Consider the following 15,678-nt stretch of genomic DNA (forward strand, 5'->3'; position numbering starts at 1 on the left):
CCTGGTTTTACCAGGGGGAGGGCTTGTAGTCCTTCAGGAAGACTCCGTACTGGTCTTCGCCGTTTTCGCCCATGACGATGGGATCGTAGACACGCGCGGCACCATCGACCAGGTCGAGCGGAGCGTGGAAGCCTTCCTCCATGAGCCGGACCTTGGTGTAATGCGGGCGTTCGTCAGTGATCCATCCGGTGTCGACGGCGGTCATCAGGATCCCGTCGCTGTCCAGCATCTCTTGTGCGCTGGTCCGCGTCATCATGTTCAACGCGGCTTTTGCCATGTTGGTGTGCGGGTGCCCGGGGCCTTTGTAGGCGCGGGAGAACTGCCCTTCCATGGCCGAGACGTTCACGATGTACTTTCGGTGTGCCGTGGAGCGCTTCATGGCGCCGCGGAGCCGGCTGACAAGCAGGAACGGCGCGGTGACGTTGCAGAGTTGAACCTCGAGCAACTCGAGCGGATCCACTTCGTCCACCACCTGGGTCCAGCTGTTGATGGTCGCCAGGTCCGGAACCAGGCCGCCGGCGTCGATCGCGGTGCCCGTGGCGATCCGCTCCAGCGACGCGGAGCCGGTGGACAGGGCGAGTGAGGTGACCGCATCTCCCGCCAGCACGGGGTGTTCGGTGACGCTGTGGGTGATGGCGAGCGGGTGTTTGTCGTGGGCATGGCCGAAGGTGACGAGCTCCGGGCCGCCGTTGGCTGCCTGCAGCGCCTCCGGAAGCGGCTCCTCCTCGGCATCCACCAGCGGCTTGTAGGCATTCCCGGAACGCCGGACTGTCTGGGCGGCGTTGTTGATGATGATGTCGAGCGGGCCGGCTTCGTTGAGGGAATCGGTGAGGGCCATGACCTGGGAGGGATCCCGGAGGTCGATGCCCACAATCCTGAGCCGGTGCAACCACTCCGCACTGTCTTCCATGGCGGCGAAGCGGCGTGCCGCGTCCTTGGGGAAGCGCGTGGTGATCGTGGTGTGTGCGCCATCGCGGAGCAAGCGGAGGGCGATGTACATGCCGATCTTGGCGCGCCCGCCCGTGAGGAGCGCGCGGCGGCCGCTGAGGTCCGTGCGGGCGTCGCGCTTGCTGTGGCTGAACGCCGCACATTCCGGGCACAGCTGGTGATAGAAGGCATCTACTTGCGTGTAGTGCTGCTTGCAGATGTAGCAGGGCCGGGACCGGATGAGGTGGCCGGCGATTTCGCCCGTAGCCGAGGTGGCCAGCTTGTTGCCGCGGGTTTCGTCGTCGATCCTGTCCGGGGCTGCGGTGGCGGTCAGTGCGATGACCGCGCGGTCGGCTTCCGCGATCTCGTCCCGCTTGGCGACCCGGCGATGGCGCTTGACCGCCTTGAACATCTTTCCCGTGGCACGACGGATGGCGACGTAGTCCGGGTGCTCCTCGTCGTAAGCGTGGATCGTGTTCAAGACCTTGAGGCAGGCCTGGATCTCTTCAGGCGTCAAATCGGCGGGGCTCATTGGGTCAATTTTACAGGGTCGGACACAACAAAGCCTCCCGGGCAACAGAGGCTGGAGGCCTGCAGTCGCCCGGGAGGCCGGGGGCTGTCCAAATTCGGTGCTGCCGGGTCAGACCTCTACCGAGTCAGCCTGGATTTTCGTGACTTGCTCCGCGGAGTCCCTGATATCGGGGAACTTCTCCGTGGCAGCCTTGATTGCCTCCGGCACCGAGCGGCGGTGCGCGGCAGCCAGGGCGAGCTCGGAAGCCTCAGGCTCCGGTACAACCTGGTCCTTGGCGAGCACGGTGATTCCGGATTCGGTGACCTTGAAGCCGCGGGCGCGGTCGAGGTCGGCATCCAGGCCAATGGCAGCTCCGGCAGGGACTTTCACGTTCTTGTCGATGATGGCCCGCTTGATCACGGCGCCTTCACCGACCCGCACCTTGTCCATCAGCACCGAGTCCTGGATCCTGGTGGCCGGTCCGACGTAGACATCGTTGGAGAGGACGGACCCTTCCACGATTCCTCCGGAGATCACCGAGCCACTGGCAACGATGGAGTCCAAAGCCGTGCCGACCGTGTTGTTGTCGCCCCGGACGAACTTGGCCGGCGGCGAGATGCTCTGCCGCGTGTAGATGGGCCATTCAGAGTTGTACAGGTTGAACACGGGGACCGGGGAAATCAGGTCCATGTGGGCGTCATAGAACGAATCGATCGTCCCGACGTCGCGCCAGTAGGTGCGGTCGCGGTCGGTCGATCCCGGAATGTCGTTGAGCGTGAAGTCGTAGACGCCGGCCTCGCCTTGGGACACGAAGTAAGGGATGATGTCGCCGCCCATGTCGTGCTTGGTATCCAGGCGCTCCGCGTCGATGCGGAGTGCTTCCACCAAGGCGTCGGCGTCGAAGACATAGTTGCCCATGGAGGCAAGGAACTGCGAGGGATCGGCGGCGAGGCCTTCCGTTTCGGCAGGCTTTTCCACGAACGCCGAAATCTTCTGCGAATCGTTCTTGTCGACCTCGATCACGCCGAACTGGTTGGCCATGTTCAGCGGCTGGCGGACGGCCGCAACTGTGGCCTTGGCTCCGCTGGCAACGTGTTGCTGGACCATCTGCTGGAAGTCCATCCGGTAAACGTGGTCCGCACCGACAACCACCACGATGTCGGGATCGGCGTCGTGAATGAGGTTCAGGGACTGGTAAATGGCATTCGCGCTGCCGAGGAACCAGCTCTTGCCCACGCGCTGCTGGGCGGGAACCGAGGCCACATATCTGCCCAGCTGGGTGGACATCCGCCAGGTCTCGGAGATGTGGCGGTCAAGACTGTGCGACTTGTACTGGGTCAACACCACGATCTGGAGGTACCCGGAATTGACCAGATTCGAGAGAGCGAAATCGATCAATCGATAGCCCCCCGCAAACGGCACCGCAGGTTTTGCCCTGTCTGCCGTCAATGGCATGAGGCGGTTTCCTTCGCCGCCAGCCAACACAATTGACAATACTTTCTTCAACGCCATGGTGTTTGCTCTCCCTGTACGTCTTTGTAGCCCCCGAAAAAAGCCCGGGTTGCCGGACCCTTTCACACTAGAACACATACTCCGGAAGGACTACGTTAGGTAGCGTGCGCGTAGACATTGTGACTAAAGAGTTTCCACCCGAAATCTATGGCGGGGCCGGTGTGCATGTTGCCGAGCTCAGCCGCGTCTTGGCGAAGCACGTGGATCTGCAGGTGCGGGCCTTCGGCGCGCCCCGTGATGCGGACTTCCACGGGGCAACGGTGACGTCGTATTCCACCCCGGAGGATCTGGGGGCGGCCAATGCCGCCGTCCAGACCCTCGGTGTGGATTTGCGCATCGTGCCGGACATCGCCGGAGCGGACCTGGTCCATTCCCATACCTGGTACGCCAACATGGCCGGCCATTTGGCGTCCCTGTTGCACGGGATACCCCATGTGCTCAGCGCCCACAGCCTGGAGCCTTTGCGGCCGTGGAAAGCAGAGCAGCTGGGCGGTGGCTACGCGCTGTCCTCATGGGTTGAAAAGACCGCCTATGAGGCCGCGGCGGCCATCATCGCCGTCTCGGAAGGCATGCGGAAAGACATCCTGCGCAGCTATCCGAACGTGGACCCCGCCAAGGTGCGGGTGGTACACAACGGCATCGACGTCGAGATGTGGCAGCCGGACCACGGCGAGGACGCCATTCGCGCCCTCGGCATCGACCCGGCCAAGCCCAGTGTGGTCTTCGTCGGACGCAACACCCGCCAGAAGGGTGTTCCCTACCTCCTGAAGGCTGCGGCCAGCCTGCCGGAAGATGTCCAGCTTGTGCTGTGCCTGGGCGCGGCGGACACCCCGGAACTCGCGGCGGAAACGGCCCGGCTCATCGAGGACCTGCAGGGCAAGCGCGAAGGTGTCCTGGTGATCGAACGCATGCTTCCGCGGCATGAGCTCATCCAGGTGCTCAGCCATGCAACGGCCTTCGCCTGCCCGTCGATCTACGAGCCACTCGGCATCGTCAACCTCGAAGCCATGGCCTGTGGCGCGGCCGTGGTGGCGAGCGCCACCGGCGGTATCCCCGAGGTGGTTCAGCACGGCGAAACGGGACTGCTGGTGGAACTGGAGCAAGTCACGGACGGTACCGGCACCCCGCTGGATCCCGAAAAGTTCGTCGCCGACTTCGCCGCTGCCCTCAACGAGGTGGTGTCCGATCCCGCACGGGCCAAGGTCATGGGTGCCGCGGGCCGCGTCCGGGCGGAGGAACACTTCTCCTGGGAGTCGATCACCGAAACAACCCTTGAGGTGTACCGCTCAGTCCTCTCCCCCTAGCCCCCAACCCAAGTAGCTAGCAGTAAGTGTCGTTTTGGGGGCTCATAACGACAACAAGTGCGAGCTAGTTGGGAAAGAACGACGGCGGCGCCGCACCCCCTCAGCGGGAGTCCGGCGCCGTCGTCGTTAAAGGATTCGGCAACTGTTCACCGGCCGGTCACGGCAGGATGCTAGCTGGATTTCCTCCCCTTCAAAGCGAGGAGGGTCTTCTCCTCGGCAGGGGCGTTGCCGCTTGTCCGTTGCGCCTGGAAGTAGCCGCGTGCCTCGTCCTGCCGTACCTTCTCGGCCCCCGAGGCGATGGGCGCCCGCAGGTGCTCCGGACCGTAGCCGAAGGAATCGACCAGATCCAAGGCGTGGGGACGGATCTTGATGAGCAGCCTGTTGATGTAGGCCCCCACGGTGCGTCCGCGCTGCATCGAAAGACGGCCGTTCATGAGGTACCAGGACAAGTGCTTCTCAATGAGCGAAAGGCCAAACAAGTCGCGGAGCCAAGTCAGCACCCGCAAAGTGCCTGGATCGCCGACCTTGCCGAGGGCCTCCGTGAACGCTTCCCACTGCAGGAGTTCGGCGTGGGCCTGGGCGGCTTCGATCAGATCGTCCTGATGCTGGTTGAACAGTGCGGCGCCCTGGTGCTGCGGAAGCTTGTTCGCGCCCTTGAGTGCGGCACCCACTTCCGCCACCATCGACTGCACCCGGTCCGTCAGGAGCGTGCGTTGGCCTTCTTCGTCGCGCAGGGCCAGCGCAGCCTTCTGGACTGATCCCGTGTCTGCGACGAACTGCGCCACTTGCCTCAGGCCGGTGCGGTTGATGGCTACGTCGGCGGCCTGGGCAGCCACGAAGCGGGCGAGCACGCCAAAGTCGACGTTCCGGAACTCCTTGGCGTAGTCGGCCAGGAGGCGCTTGGCGACGAGCTGCAGCAGCACGGTGTTGTCACCCTCGAAGGTCGCATAGACGTCCAGGTCCGCGCGCAGCGAGGCGAACCGGTTCTCGATGAGGAATCCCGCGCCGCCGCAGGCCTCGCGGCACTCTTGCAGCGTGTCGAGGGCGTGCCACGTGCTCATAGGCTTGAGGGCCGCGGCGAGGGTCTCGAGGTCCTGGCGGTCGGCGTCGGTGTCGTGCCGGCCGGAGAAGACGTCGTCGAACTTTTCGAGCAGCTGCTCATGGGCGAAGCTCGCCGCGAAGGTGGTGGCAAGCCGGGTGAACAAGCGGCGCTGGTGCCGCTGGTAGTCCAGCAGGACTTCCTCGTCGGTAGGGGAAGAAGCGTTGAACTGGCGCCGTTCGGCGGCGTACCGGATCGCGGTGGTCAAGGCCACCTTGCTTGCGGCGACGGCGGCTCCGTCGAGGGAGACCCGGCCTTGCACCAGGGTGCCGAGCATCGTGAAGAATCGCCGTCCGGGGCTCGCGATGGGCGACGTGTACTCGCCGTCGGGGGAGACATTGCCGTAGCGGTTGAGCAGGTTGGTGCGGGGAACACGGACATCGCTGAAGTGCAAGCGGCCGTTGTCGATCCCGTTCAGGCCGCCCTTGATGCCGTCGTCCTCGCCGCCGATTCCGGGCAGGAACTCCTTGGTGTCCGGGTCCCTCAGCTCGACATAGAACGCGTGGACGCCATGGTTCACGTTGCGGGTCACCAGTTGGGCGAACACGACGGCGGCCAGGCCGTCCTCGGCTGCGTTGCCGATGTAGTCCTTCCATGCGGCGCGGAACGGGGTGTTGATGACGAACTCCTGGGTGGCCTCGTCATACGTGGCCGTGGTGGCAATGCTCGCTACATCGGAGCCGTGTCCGGTTTCGGTCATGGCGAAGCAGCCGGGAATCTCCATGCTCATGATCCCGGGCAGCCAGGCGTTCTGGTGCTCCTCCGTGCCGAGGTGCATCACCGCTGAACCGAAGAGACCCCATTGCACGCCGGCCTTGATCTGAAGTGAGGGATCCGCAGTGACGAGCTCCTCGAAGCCGGCGATGTTGCCGCCGTGGTCATCCGAACCGCCCAGGCTGGCGGGGAAAGCCCGGTGTACGGCGTTGTTGTCCACGAGGTACTTCAGCTGCCCGAAGACGCGCTTGCGGTGCTCGGTATGCGTCAAGCCTTCGATCTTGTGCACCTCGGGACGGCCCGCGAGGTCACGCGCCGTGTGCCGGATGTGGGCCCATTTGCCGAGCAGCAGTTCGCCAAGGGCCGCCACATCCACGGTAGGGGCGGGTGCAACGGGCGGCGGGGTTGACGGCGTTCCGGCGGCCGCCCGGCTGGAGGAGGTACGGTCCACTACTTCAGTCATGGTGATTCCTTCTTTGGTTCCGAACAACGTGGAGTCATTGCTGATATTCAGGGGAGTTGATCTTGAGTTCCGGGGCGATTCCCACGCACAGCCAGTCGGTGATCCGGGCCGCCATCGTTTCCTGGTCGGGCTTTGCGGCGGAGGCGGGGCTGCCGAGCCACCTTTCGCCGGCGTTGCGGACCAACCCGATGGCCGCGGTGGGCCAGTAGTCGATCAACGCTTCCTTTTCGGCCCCCAGATGTTCGCGCATCGGCCGGGCGATCATGGCACTGATCGACTCGAAGAAGTGGCCGAGGGCTCCCGAGGCGGCGATGGCGTCTTGCGCCGAGGGTTCCCCTTGCGAGAGCCGCGTGATGAACGCGTAGACGGCGGGGCTGGACTCCGCCATCTGCAGGTATGCGGAGACCATGGCGAACAAGCCTTCGCGGGGAGTCTGCGCGCTTTCAGCCGCTTCCTTCATCCGCCGTTGCATTTGTCCCAGGACTACTTCGCCCATGGCCTGTTGCAAGCCCGCTTTGTCCCCGAAGTACCGGTAGTACACCGATTTGGAGGTACTGGCCGCGGTCGCGATGTCCTCCATGGAGGCGTCGCTGCCCAGCGCATGGACAGCCTTGCGGGCGGCCTTGATGAGGTCGCGCCGGCGTTCTTCGCGGTGGACTTGCCAGCGGGCGGCGCGGCCGTCGACGGCGGGAGCCTCGCCGTCCGCTGGAGGCGGGGTGCCGGCGTCGTGTTCGGCAGGAAGTCCTAGGCTGGGGATGTTCACGATACCCAGCGTATCAGGTACGCTGGGTATCAGTAACCCGATGTGATCCTAAGGAGAAACGCATGCCTGCAGCAGCACATTCCGCGAGCGCACCACACGAATCCCCGGCAACCCAAGGCACGCTCCGCAGGGCTGTGGTGGTTGGCGGGAACAGGATTCCCTTTGCCCGGACCGGGGGCGCCTACACCAAATCATCGAACCAGGACATGCTGACGGCGGCCCTCGATGGGCTGATCGCGCGCTTCGGGCTTCAAGAGGAGCGGATCGGTGAGGTGGCCGCCGGAGCCGTCCTGAAGCACTCCCGCGACTTCAACCTGACACGCGAAGCGGTCCTTGGTTCGGCCCTTTCCCCGGAGACGCCCGCCTACGATCTCCAGCAGGCGTGCGCCACCGGCCTTGAGACCGTCCTGGGCCTCGCCAACAAGATCAAGCTGGGCCAGATCGACTCGGCCATCGCCGGCGGCGTCGACTCTGCCTCGGATGCCCCCATTGCCGTGAGCGAAGGCCTCCGTGAAATCCTGCTTGACCTCAATCGCGCCAAGTCCCTGCCCGATCGCCTCAAGGTCCTCTCGCGGCTGCGTCCCAAGGACCTCGCCCCGGATGCGCCGAACACCGGGGAACCCCGGACCGGCCTGTCCATGGGGGAGCACCAGGCGTTGACCACGGCCCAGTGGAAGATCAGCCGAGAGGCGCAGGACGAGATCGCGTTCAATAGCCACCACAACCTCGCCGCGGCCTACGAGCGTGGCTTCTTCGATGACCTCGTGACTCCGTACCGGGGGCTGAGCCGTGATTCGAACCTCCGGCCCGACACGTCCATGGAGAAGCTGGCCACCCTCAAGCCCGTCTTCGGCAGAAGCCTTGGCGCGGAGGCGACCATGACGGCCGGCAACTCCACCCCTCTCACGGACGGTGCCTCGACTGTGCTCCTCGGCACCGAGGAATGGGCGGATGCCCGGGGCCTGCCCAAGCTGGCTGTCGTCGTCGACGGCGAGGCTGCCGCCGTCGATTTCGTCCACGGCAAAGACGGACTCCTCATGGCTCCTGCCTTCGCAGTGCCGCGGCTCCTGGCCCGCAACGGGCTGTCTTTCGAAGACATCGACTTCTTCGAAATCCACGAAGCCTTTGCCGGAACCGTCCTGAGTACGCTCGCCGCGTGGGAAGACGAAGAATTCGGCCGCACCCGGCTGGGATTGGACGGTGCCCTCGGCAAGATCGACCGTGCCAAACTCAACGTCAACGGTTCGTCCCTCGCCGCAGGCCATCCCTTTGCCGCCACCGGCGGACGCATCGTCGCTTCGTTGGCGAAGATGCTCCACGAGAACGGTCCGGTGGACGGCCGTCCGGCCCGCGGACTGATCTCCATCTGCGCTGCCGGAGGGCAGGGAGTCGTGGCGATCCTTGAGGCGTACTCCGCTCCGGAAGGGCGGTAACCGGAGTGACCGACAAGTACACGCAGTTTGTGAGCCACGGGATCGGCAAGGACCTGGCGAAAAAGCTCGGCCTGCCCCAACCTGCCGTGCTCCGGAGGTACCAGCCGGGAGAGCCGCTGGTTCCGGGACCCGTCCTGGTGCTTGGGAGCGGCAACGGCAGGACCGCGGGCTCCGACGAGTTGGCTGCCGCCCTGGTGGGCTGGGGGCTCGACGTTCGTCGCGCAGCCCTGCCCAAGGAAAAGCTCGGCGCCATCATCCTGGTGCTCGACGGCGTCGAACATCCCGATGAGCTTGCCGGACCCGTTCTCACCGCGGCCCCGTCGATCCGGGATTTGGCCCGCAGCGCAAGGGTCGTCACGATCTCCCGTACCTCCGCCTCGGCGGCCAATCCGGCCGTTGCTGCCGGCCGGCAAGGAGTCGACGGACTGCTGCGGTCTCTGGCCAAGGAACTCCGGGCGGGTGCCACTGCCAACGGCATTCTCCTCGGGGACGGCGCCGGCACCACGAGCCCCAGCACGCTCGGGGCGTTGCGCTTTTTCCTGTCCGGCCGGTCCGCATTCGTGGATGGTCAATTCCTGACGGTCACGTCGGGCACGGGCGAGCTTCCCGCCGACGCCGACAAGCCCCTGGCGGGTAAGGTCGCCGTCGTCACGGGCGCCGCCCGCGGCATCGGAGCGGCGATCGCGCGGACCCTGCACCGGGACGGTGCCCGGCTCGTGGTGGTGGACATTCCTGCTGCGGGGGACCACCTCGCCGAGGTCGCCAACGAGGTCCTTGGCACTGCACTGCAATTGGACATCACGGCCCTCGACGCCGGGAAGCGCATCATCGACCACGCAATGGAACGCCATGGCGGACTCGATATCGTCATCCACAACGCCGGCATCACCCGGGACAAGCTCCTGGCCAACATGGATGAGGGCCGCTGGAATTCCGTCATCGGCGTCAACATCGCCTCGCAGTTGCGGATCAACGAGGCACTCCTGGGCTCGGACCTGTTGCACAAGACCCCGCGGATCGTGTCCGTGGCCTCCACGAGTGGAATCGCCGGCAACCGCGGGCAGACCAACTACGCGGCTTCCAAGGGGGGAGTGATCGGCATGGTCAGGGCCACGGCGCCCTTGCTCGCGGAACGCGGCGGCTCCATCAACGCCGTCGCCCCCGGGTTCATCGAGACCGACATGACCGCCAGGATCCCCTTCGCTACCCGGGAAGTGGCCCGCAGGCTCAATTCGCTGCAGCAGGGCGGCCTGCCCGGAGACGTGGCAGAGGCAATTGCGTTCCTGGCATCGGATGCGGCCGCAGGTATCACGGGAGAAGTGCTCAGGGTCTGCGGACAGAACCTGGTGGGTGCATGAGCACGGAACAACCCCTCATCCTGGGAGATCTGCCGTCGCTCTCGAAGCTGTACGTGAATGCGGCGGCGACGGCGGCGCGGCGGAGGTTGCTGGGGTTCCAGGCTGCCACCGCCCTGCCCCAGGGGAGCCACGAGGTCCGCGGGGTGCGGGCCGACGTCGCGAACCTCACCGAGTACCAGCACCTGATCGGCGAGACCGCGAGTGACGCGCTGCCGGCCGGCTTCATCCACGCCCTCGCGTTTCCGGTCTCCATGAGCGTGCTGAACCGGGACGACTTCCCGCTTCCGCTGCTGGGGATGATCCATTTGAAGAACCAGGTGGAGCAGTTGCGGGCCGTTCAATTCAGTGAACCGCTCGACGTCCGGTCCTGGGCCGAGAACATGCGTGGCCACAGGGTGGGGACCCAGCTGGACGTCGTCGCCGAAGTCCGGTCAAGCAATGACGGGGCCCTGCTCTGGCGGGGCGTCTCGACGTACCTCGCCAAGGGGGTCTTCCTTCCGGGAGTCGACAAGGCCGCCGCGGCCGCCGCGCCAGCGGAGTTCAGGGCGCCCGCACCAACCGCCGTCTGGCAGCTCGGCGTGGATACGGGCCGCCTTTACGCGGCGGTATCCGGAGACTTCAATCCGATCCACCTGAGCCTCCTCTCGGCCAAGGCGCTGGGCCTGCCGCGGTCGATCGCGCACGGCATGTACCTCGCCTCCAGGGCCTTGGCCGACGTTGGCTCTGTGAAGGCGGAGGCGTTCCGCTGGGACGTGAACTTCGAGGCACCCGTGTACCTCCCGGCGCGGGTGGCCCTGGAAATCGGCACGGTCCACTCCGCGTCAGGCTCGTGGGAGCGTTCGGACTACGTCGCCTGGAGTCCGCGAAGCGGCAGGAGGCACTTCAGCGGATCCGTGACGGCTCTGTAAGGCGCTGCCCTGGGGTTTCAAGACAACGACGACGGCGGTCTCCCACGTGGGGGGCCGCCGTCGTCGCGCTTCTCGGACACAGGATCGGAGCGAGCTTCGCAGTCCTCATCATTGCCTCGAATGAATTACCGGCAATGCAATTCAATAAATGTGATGAACGCCGCATTAGCGTCCGAAAAGGCAAATTCAAAGTTAAACAAACAAGGCCTGGAACTCTCAGAATTCCAGGCCTTGCAATTGTGCGCGGAGGGGGACTTGAACCCCCACCCCCTTTCGAGGACTAGCACCTCAAGCTAGCGCGTCTGCCATTCCGCCACCCGCGCAGGTGGTGTTCGGAGCGTTCGTTCTGCGCCTCTCGGCGCTTCTCTTTCCTCCGAAGCAGCGAGAAAAACTCTAACACGATTTCTGGGAAATAAAAAAACCGGAGCACGAGACGGCGGTGTCAACGGCAATTAGGCCCTGCCAATCCGCGCCAAAACGCGGGAAAACACGCGGCCAAACGGGCGTGCGGTGGGTAGGCTGAGGGAAGCGCGCGGGGAGCGTCCGCACCATCCGCCTTCCCGCCGGAGTACGTCCATCCCAGCCAGCAAGGAGAGTTCCATGACTGATATCCGACCCGAGGACGAAGTAGTCCGGATCTGCCAGGAACTCATCCGTATAGACACCTCGAACTTCGGTGACGATTCCGGTCCCGGGGAACGCGCCGCAGCTGAATACACAGCGGCGCTCATTAGTGAAGTGGGATTGGACGCGGAAATCTTTGAGTCGGCTCCGGGCCGGGCCAATGTGGTCACGCGCATGGCGGGGGAGGACCCTTCGGCCGGCGCCCTCGTGGTGCACGGCCACCTCGACGTCGTTCCAGCCCTCAAAGACCAGTGGACCGTGGATCCCTTCAGCGGCGAACTCAAGGACGGGCTCATCTGGGGACGCGGCGCCGTGGACATGAAGGACATGGACGCCATGATCCTCTCGGTCATGCGTGACTTCGCCCGCACGGGACGCAAGCCCAAGCGCGACATCATCTTCGCGTTCTTCGCCGACGAGGAAGCCGGGGGCAACCACGGCGCGCGCTACGCCGTCGAGCACCGTAGGGAGCTCTTCGACGGCGCGACGGAAGCGATCTCCGAAGTGGGTGGCTTCTCGGCGACCATCGGAGGCCGGCGCACCTACCTGCTGCAGACCGCGGAGAAGGGACTTTCCTGGCTGCGGCTCGTGGCCCACGGACGTGCCGGGCACGGTTCGCAAATCAACACGGACAACGCGATCACCCGCCTTGCCGGGGCAGTGACCAGGATCGGCGAATACCCCTGGCCGATTGAGCTGACCCCCACCACCCGGCAGTTCCTCGACGGCGTGACGGAACTGACCGGCGTCGAGTTCGATCCGGACAATCCCGAGACACTGCTCAAGGAACTCGGCACCGTAGCGCGCTTCGTCGGAGCTACCCTGCAAAACACCTCGAACCCCACCTTGTTGAGCTCCGGGTACAAGCACAACGTCATCCCCGAATCCGCGGAAGCGCTGGTGGACTGCCGCACGCTGCCTGGCCAGCAGGAATTGGTCTTCGAAACCATCAAAAAACTCGCCGGAGACGGTGTGGAGGTCAGCTACGTCAACAAGGACGTGTCCCTGGAAGTGCCGTTTGCCGGCAACCTGGTGGACGCCATGATCGATGCCTTGCACACGGAAGACCCCGGCGCCAAGGTGTTGCCCTACACCTTGTCCGGCGGCACCGACAACAAGTCGCTCAGCAAGATCGGCATCACAGGCTACGGATTCGCCCCGCTCATGCTTCCGGAAGAGCTCGACTTCACGGGGATGTTCCACGGGGTCGACGAACGGGTTCCGGCCGATTCGCTCAAGTTCGGATCCAGGGTGCTCAACACCCTGCTCAGCAACTACTAGGGAGAACCCCTTGATTCCCGAGGAGATCCTGCCGGACGAGCTGCTCGCGCGCATCCGGGCGCGGGCCGCAGGCTACGACCGGAACAACTCGTTCTTCCACGAGGACCTCGAGGAGCTCGCCGCGGCGGGCTACCTGAAGATCTTCGTTCCGGAGCCCGACGGCGGACTGGGGCTCGGTCTCGAAGCCGCGGCGGCGCTTCAGCGCCGGCTTGCCACGGCTGCCCCGGCCACAGCGTTGGCCGTCAACATGCACTTGGTCTGGACCGGCGTCGCGCACGTCCTGGCGGCCCGTGGCGACACTTCCCTTGGCTTTGTGCTGAAGGAGGCCGGGCAGGGCGAGGTCTTTGCGTTCGGGATTTCCGAGCCGGGAAACGACTCCATGCTCTTTGATTCAGGCACGACGGCGGAACCGCGGCCGGATGGCGGGTACAGCTTCACCGGTCGGAAGATCTTCACGAGCCTGTCGCCGGCGTGGACCCGCCTCGGCATCTTCGGCAAGGACAGCGGCGCGCGGGAGGGGAGCGGTGAGCTGGTATTCGGCTTCATCCGCCGGGACGCGCCAGGCCACGAGACGCTGGAAGACTGGGACACGCTGGGAATGCGGGCCAGCCAATCGAACACGACGCTCCTCCACGACGCCGCAGTGCCGCCGGATCGGATCTTTCGGAAACTGCCCGTAGGACCCAATCAGGATCCGTTGATCTTCGCGATCTTCGCGTGCTTCGAAACACTGCTTGCCGCGGTCTATACGGGCATTGCGGAGCGGGCATTCACCCTGGCGGTCGAAGCCGTCACGCGTCGTACCTCGGCCAAGTACGGCGGCCGGAGCTTCTCGCAGGATCCGGACATCCGCTGGAAGATCGCCGACGCCGCCATGGCCATGGATTCCATCCAACCGCAGTTGGCGTCGGTGGCCCGTGATGTGGATGCCGTGGTTGATCACGGGGCGCAGTGGTTTCCAAAGTTCGTGGGCCTCAAGGTCCGGGCCACGGAGAACGCCCGGAGCATGGTGGATGTGGCCATCCGGCTTTCCGGAGGCTCAAGCTACTTCCGCGGATCGGAACTCGAACGGCTGTATCGCGATGTACTGGCCGGGATCTTCCATCCGTCCAACGATGAATCAGCGCACGCCACGGTAGCCAACGCGTGGCTGGGCCCGCTCGAAAGCTGACACGCTCGAAAGATGGAGCAGGAAACCCGAAGGCAAGGGCTTGCAGCTACACGGTGCGCTGCACGTTGAGTACCTTGCGGCGCAGCCAGAACCGGCGACCGCCGCCGATATAGAGGATGCTCCGCTCCAGTTCCCACTTGCCATATTCGGAGTGCTCCACGAGCCGACGTCGCGCCTCGGGCAAGGAATCGTCAGGGCTGACAGTCAGCACGAGGTACTCGTACTGCCTTGCGTAGTCCCGCTGACGCTCCACTGAACTGCTCAGAAATTGTTCTCTCATCCCTCTCCATTTTCGTCTTTTTCGGGCTAACGTGAAGTCATGAGCATCGATCCGCGTGTCGCGCTTCAGTCATTGACAGCTGCCTTGGAAGAGCACCTGATTGCCGCTTCCGCCCGCCGGGGAGAAGGAGATCCCACCGTGGAGGCAGCGTTTTTTGCCGTCGCAGATGCCTTTGAGGTATATGAGGACTCACTATACGAGGCCTACTCGGAAGTCACACCACTTCAGGTGTTCGACGACGATGAAGAAGATGACGACGAGGACAATAATGAACTCCTCGATGAAGACGAGCTGGAGATCCTCGATCAGTAAGACGGGGCCAGTAGTCCCGGAGTAACAGCGCAGCGCCGGAGTAACAGCTACGTCAGATCGCTGAAACGTCCTCCAGCGCCCGGGAAATTTCCGCGGGAAGGGGTGCCAGCTGTGCGTCGAGCAGTTCCTTGAGCTGGACCGCATTGCGTGCGCCCACCACGGCCGTGGATACGCCCGGGCGGGAGAGCAACCAGCTCAGCGAGACGTCGACGGCGGACCGTCCCAGGCCACGACCAGCCATGGCCACCGCTTCGACGATCCGCGCCCCCCGCGCGTCGAGGTACTTTTCGACGTAGCCGCTGAGGCGGCCTTCAGCCGCACGTGATTCAGACGGAATCTGTCCACGGTACTTGCCGCTGAGCACCCCGCGGCCGAGGGGACCCCACGCCATGAGGCCGAGTCCTGCGTCCTCGACGGCGGGCACCAGTTCGTCTTCGGGCTTCCTGTGCAGGAGCGAGTACTCGGATTGGTTGGCCACCACGGTGAATCCTGCGACGGCCGCAGCCTTGGCGGTCTGCCAGCCGTTGTAGTTGGAGATGCCGACGTACCGTGCGCGTCCCGAGCGCAGCGCGAGGTCAAGGGCGGAGAGCGTTTCGTCCAGCGGTACGTTGCCGTCCCAGGCCTGCGCGAACCAAATGTCGACGTAGTCAGTCCGCAAGCGGGCAAGGCTCGCGTCGAGGGCGGACAGCATGGATCCGCGGGAGGCATCGACGCTGCGCCGGCTGTCCGACGTCGAGATGCCCGCTTTCGTGGAGAGGACAACCTCCGATCGCGACACGACGTCCCCCAGCATGGAGCCCAGGAGAGCTTCGGCTTGTCCGCCTGCGTAGGAGGCCGCGGTATCGATCATGGTGCCGCCCGCGGCGATGAACGTATGGAGCAACTCCCGTGCATCTTGCTCGTCCGTTTCTTCCGCCCAGGACATGGTGCCCAGGGAAAGGGTGGACACCCGAAACCCGCTGTTGCCGACGTAACGCTGCTGCATAGCTGATAGCTTACGGGGAGTTCGCCTAGATCA

13 protein-coding genes and 1 tRNA gene are annotated in these 15,678 nt (G+C 64.8%); 7 read left to right on the plus strand and 7 right to left on the minus strand.

Annotated elements, in window-relative coordinates:
- Window positions 1–7: 7 nt before the first annotated feature.
- Together ACSBOX_RS09480 and glgC are read right to left on the minus strand one after the other, a co-directional pair.
- Window positions 8–1,459 (minus strand): SDR family NAD(P)-dependent oxidoreductase, encoded by a 1,452-nt coding sequence (locus tag ACSBOX_RS09480; protein WP_442545764.1) that lies wholly within the window; start codon window positions 1,457–1,459, stop codon window positions 8–10.
- 108 nt (window positions 1,460–1,567) lie between these two features.
- Window positions 1,568–2,950, minus strand: a complete 1,383-nt coding sequence (gene glgC / locus ACSBOX_RS09485; protein WP_442545765.1) for a glucose-1-phosphate adenylyltransferase — start codon at window positions 2,948–2,950, stop codon at window positions 1,568–1,570.
- Window positions 2,951–3,054: 104 nt separating this feature from the next.
- Between glgC and glgA the strand changes: the two genes are divergently transcribed.
- Entirely contained in the window at window positions 3,055–4,254 is a 1,200-nt protein-coding gene (gene glgA, locus ACSBOX_RS09490) for a glycogen synthase (protein WP_442545766.1), read from the plus strand.
- A gap of 170 nt (window positions 4,255–4,424) precedes the next feature.
- Here glgA and ACSBOX_RS09495 read toward each other — a convergent pair whose 3' ends face one another.
- Together ACSBOX_RS09495 and ACSBOX_RS09500 are read right to left on the minus strand one after the other, a co-directional pair.
- A complete protein-coding gene (locus ACSBOX_RS09495; protein ID WP_442545767.1) occupies window positions 4,425–6,530 on the minus strand; it encodes an acyl-CoA dehydrogenase family protein in 2,106 nt (701 codons plus the stop codon).
- A gap of 34 nt (window positions 6,531–6,564) precedes the next feature.
- Window positions 6,565–7,287: a TetR/AcrR family transcriptional regulator gene (locus ACSBOX_RS09500; protein WP_442546006.1), complete on the minus strand. Its 723-nt coding sequence runs from the start codon at window positions 7,285–7,287 to the stop codon at window positions 6,565–6,567.
- 68 nt (window positions 7,288–7,355) lie between these two features.
- On the opposite strand from ACSBOX_RS09500, the gene ACSBOX_RS09505 reads away from it, so the two are divergent.
- Genes ACSBOX_RS09505 through ACSBOX_RS09515 form a run of 3 tightly spaced genes read left to right on the plus strand, consistent with a single transcriptional unit; the run spans window position 7,356 to window position 10,992 of the window.
- Window positions 7,356–8,726 carry an acetyl-CoA C-acetyltransferase gene (locus ACSBOX_RS09505; protein WP_442545768.1) on the plus strand — a complete coding sequence of 457 codons (1,371 nt, stop codon included), beginning with the start codon at window positions 7,356–7,358 and terminating at the stop codon, window positions 8,724–8,726.
- 5 nt (window positions 8,727–8,731) lie between these two features.
- Entirely contained in the window at window positions 8,732–10,084 is a 1,353-nt protein-coding gene (locus tag ACSBOX_RS09510) for a 3-oxoacyl-ACP reductase (protein WP_442545769.1), read from the plus strand.
- Window positions 10,081–10,992, plus strand: a complete 912-nt coding sequence (locus tag ACSBOX_RS09515; RefSeq protein ID WP_442545770.1) for a MaoC family dehydratase — start codon at window positions 10,081–10,083, stop codon at window positions 10,990–10,992. Before ACSBOX_RS09510 ends, ACSBOX_RS09515 begins: the two co-directional genes overlap by 4 nt.
- 240 nt (window positions 10,993–11,232) lie before the next feature.
- On the opposite strand, the gene ACSBOX_RS09520 is transcribed toward ACSBOX_RS09515, so the two are convergent.
- Window positions 11,233–11,315 (minus strand) — tRNA-Leu (locus ACSBOX_RS09520).
- 277 nt (window positions 11,316–11,592) lie between these two features.
- Between ACSBOX_RS09520 and ACSBOX_RS09525 the strand changes: the two genes are divergently transcribed.
- Together ACSBOX_RS09525 and ACSBOX_RS09530 are read left to right on the plus strand one after the other, a co-directional pair.
- On the plus strand, window positions 11,593–12,897 hold the full coding sequence (locus tag ACSBOX_RS09525) for a M20/M25/M40 family metallo-hydrolase (RefSeq protein WP_442545772.1): 1,305 nt from the start codon (window positions 11,593–11,595) through the stop codon (window positions 12,895–12,897).
- A 10-nt stretch (window positions 12,898–12,907) separates the two neighbouring features.
- On the plus strand, window positions 12,908–14,068 hold the full coding sequence (locus ACSBOX_RS09530; RefSeq protein WP_442545773.1) for an acyl-CoA dehydrogenase family protein: 1,161 nt from the start codon (window positions 12,908–12,910) through the stop codon (window positions 14,066–14,068).
- Window positions 14,069–14,114: 46 nt separating this feature from the next.
- On the opposite strand, the gene ACSBOX_RS09535 is transcribed toward ACSBOX_RS09530, so the two are convergent.
- Window positions 14,115–14,348 carry a DUF5703 family protein gene (locus ACSBOX_RS09535; protein ID WP_078108891.1) on the minus strand — a complete coding sequence of 78 codons (234 nt, stop codon included), beginning with the start codon at window positions 14,346–14,348 and terminating at the stop codon, window positions 14,115–14,117.
- 39 nt (window positions 14,349–14,387) lie between these two features.
- Between ACSBOX_RS09535 and ACSBOX_RS09540 the strand changes: the two genes are divergently transcribed.
- On the plus strand, window positions 14,388–14,660 hold the full coding sequence (locus tag ACSBOX_RS09540; RefSeq protein ID WP_059389240.1) for a hypothetical protein: 273 nt from the start codon (window positions 14,388–14,390) through the stop codon (window positions 14,658–14,660).
- Window positions 14,661–14,712: 52 nt separating this feature from the next.
- Here ACSBOX_RS09540 and ACSBOX_RS09545 read toward each other — a convergent pair whose 3' ends face one another.
- Window positions 14,713–15,645: an aldo/keto reductase gene (locus ACSBOX_RS09545; protein ID WP_442545775.1), complete on the minus strand. Its 933-nt coding sequence runs from the start codon at window positions 15,643–15,645 to the stop codon at window positions 14,713–14,715.
- Between the last annotated feature and the right edge of the window lie 33 nt (window positions 15,646–15,678).

It is taken from the genome of Arthrobacter sp. KN11-1C, from assembly GCF_052180225.1.
Classification (GTDB): Bacteria; Actinomycetota; Actinomycetes; order Actinomycetales; family Micrococcaceae; genus Arthrobacter.

Coding starts and splice junctions, on each gene's coding strand:
- ACSBOX_RS09480 (WP_442545764.1), bottom strand. CDS start 1,459: ATGAGCCCCGCCGATTTGACGCCTGAAGAGATCCAGGCCTGCCTCAAG.
- glgC (WP_442545765.1), bottom strand. CDS start 2,950: ATGGCGTTGAAGAAAGTATTGTCAATTGTGTTGGCTGGCGGCGAAGGA.
- ACSBOX_RS09495 (WP_442545767.1), bottom strand. CDS start 6,530: ATGACTGAAGTAGTGGACCGTACCTCCTCCAGCCGGGCGGCCGCCGGA.
- ACSBOX_RS09505 (WP_442545768.1), top strand. CDS start 7,356: ATGCCTGCAGCAGCACATTCCGCGAGCGCACCACACGAATCCCCGGCA.
- ACSBOX_RS09515 (WP_442545770.1), top strand. CDS start 10,081: ATGAGCACGGAACAACCCCTCATCCTGGGAGATCTGCCGTCGCTCTCG.
- ACSBOX_RS09525 (WP_442545772.1), top strand. CDS start 11,593: ATGACTGATATCCGACCCGAGGACGAAGTAGTCCGGATCTGCCAGGAA.
- ACSBOX_RS09535 (WP_078108891.1), bottom strand. CDS start 14,348: ATGAGAGAACAATTTCTGAGCAGTTCAGTGGAGCGTCAGCGGGACTAC.
- ACSBOX_RS09540 (WP_059389240.1), top strand. CDS start 14,388: ATGAGCATCGATCCGCGTGTCGCGCTTCAGTCATTGACAGCTGCCTTG.
- ACSBOX_RS09545 (WP_442545775.1), bottom strand. CDS start 15,645: ATGCAGCAGCGTTACGTCGGCAACAGCGGGTTTCGGGTGTCCACCCTT.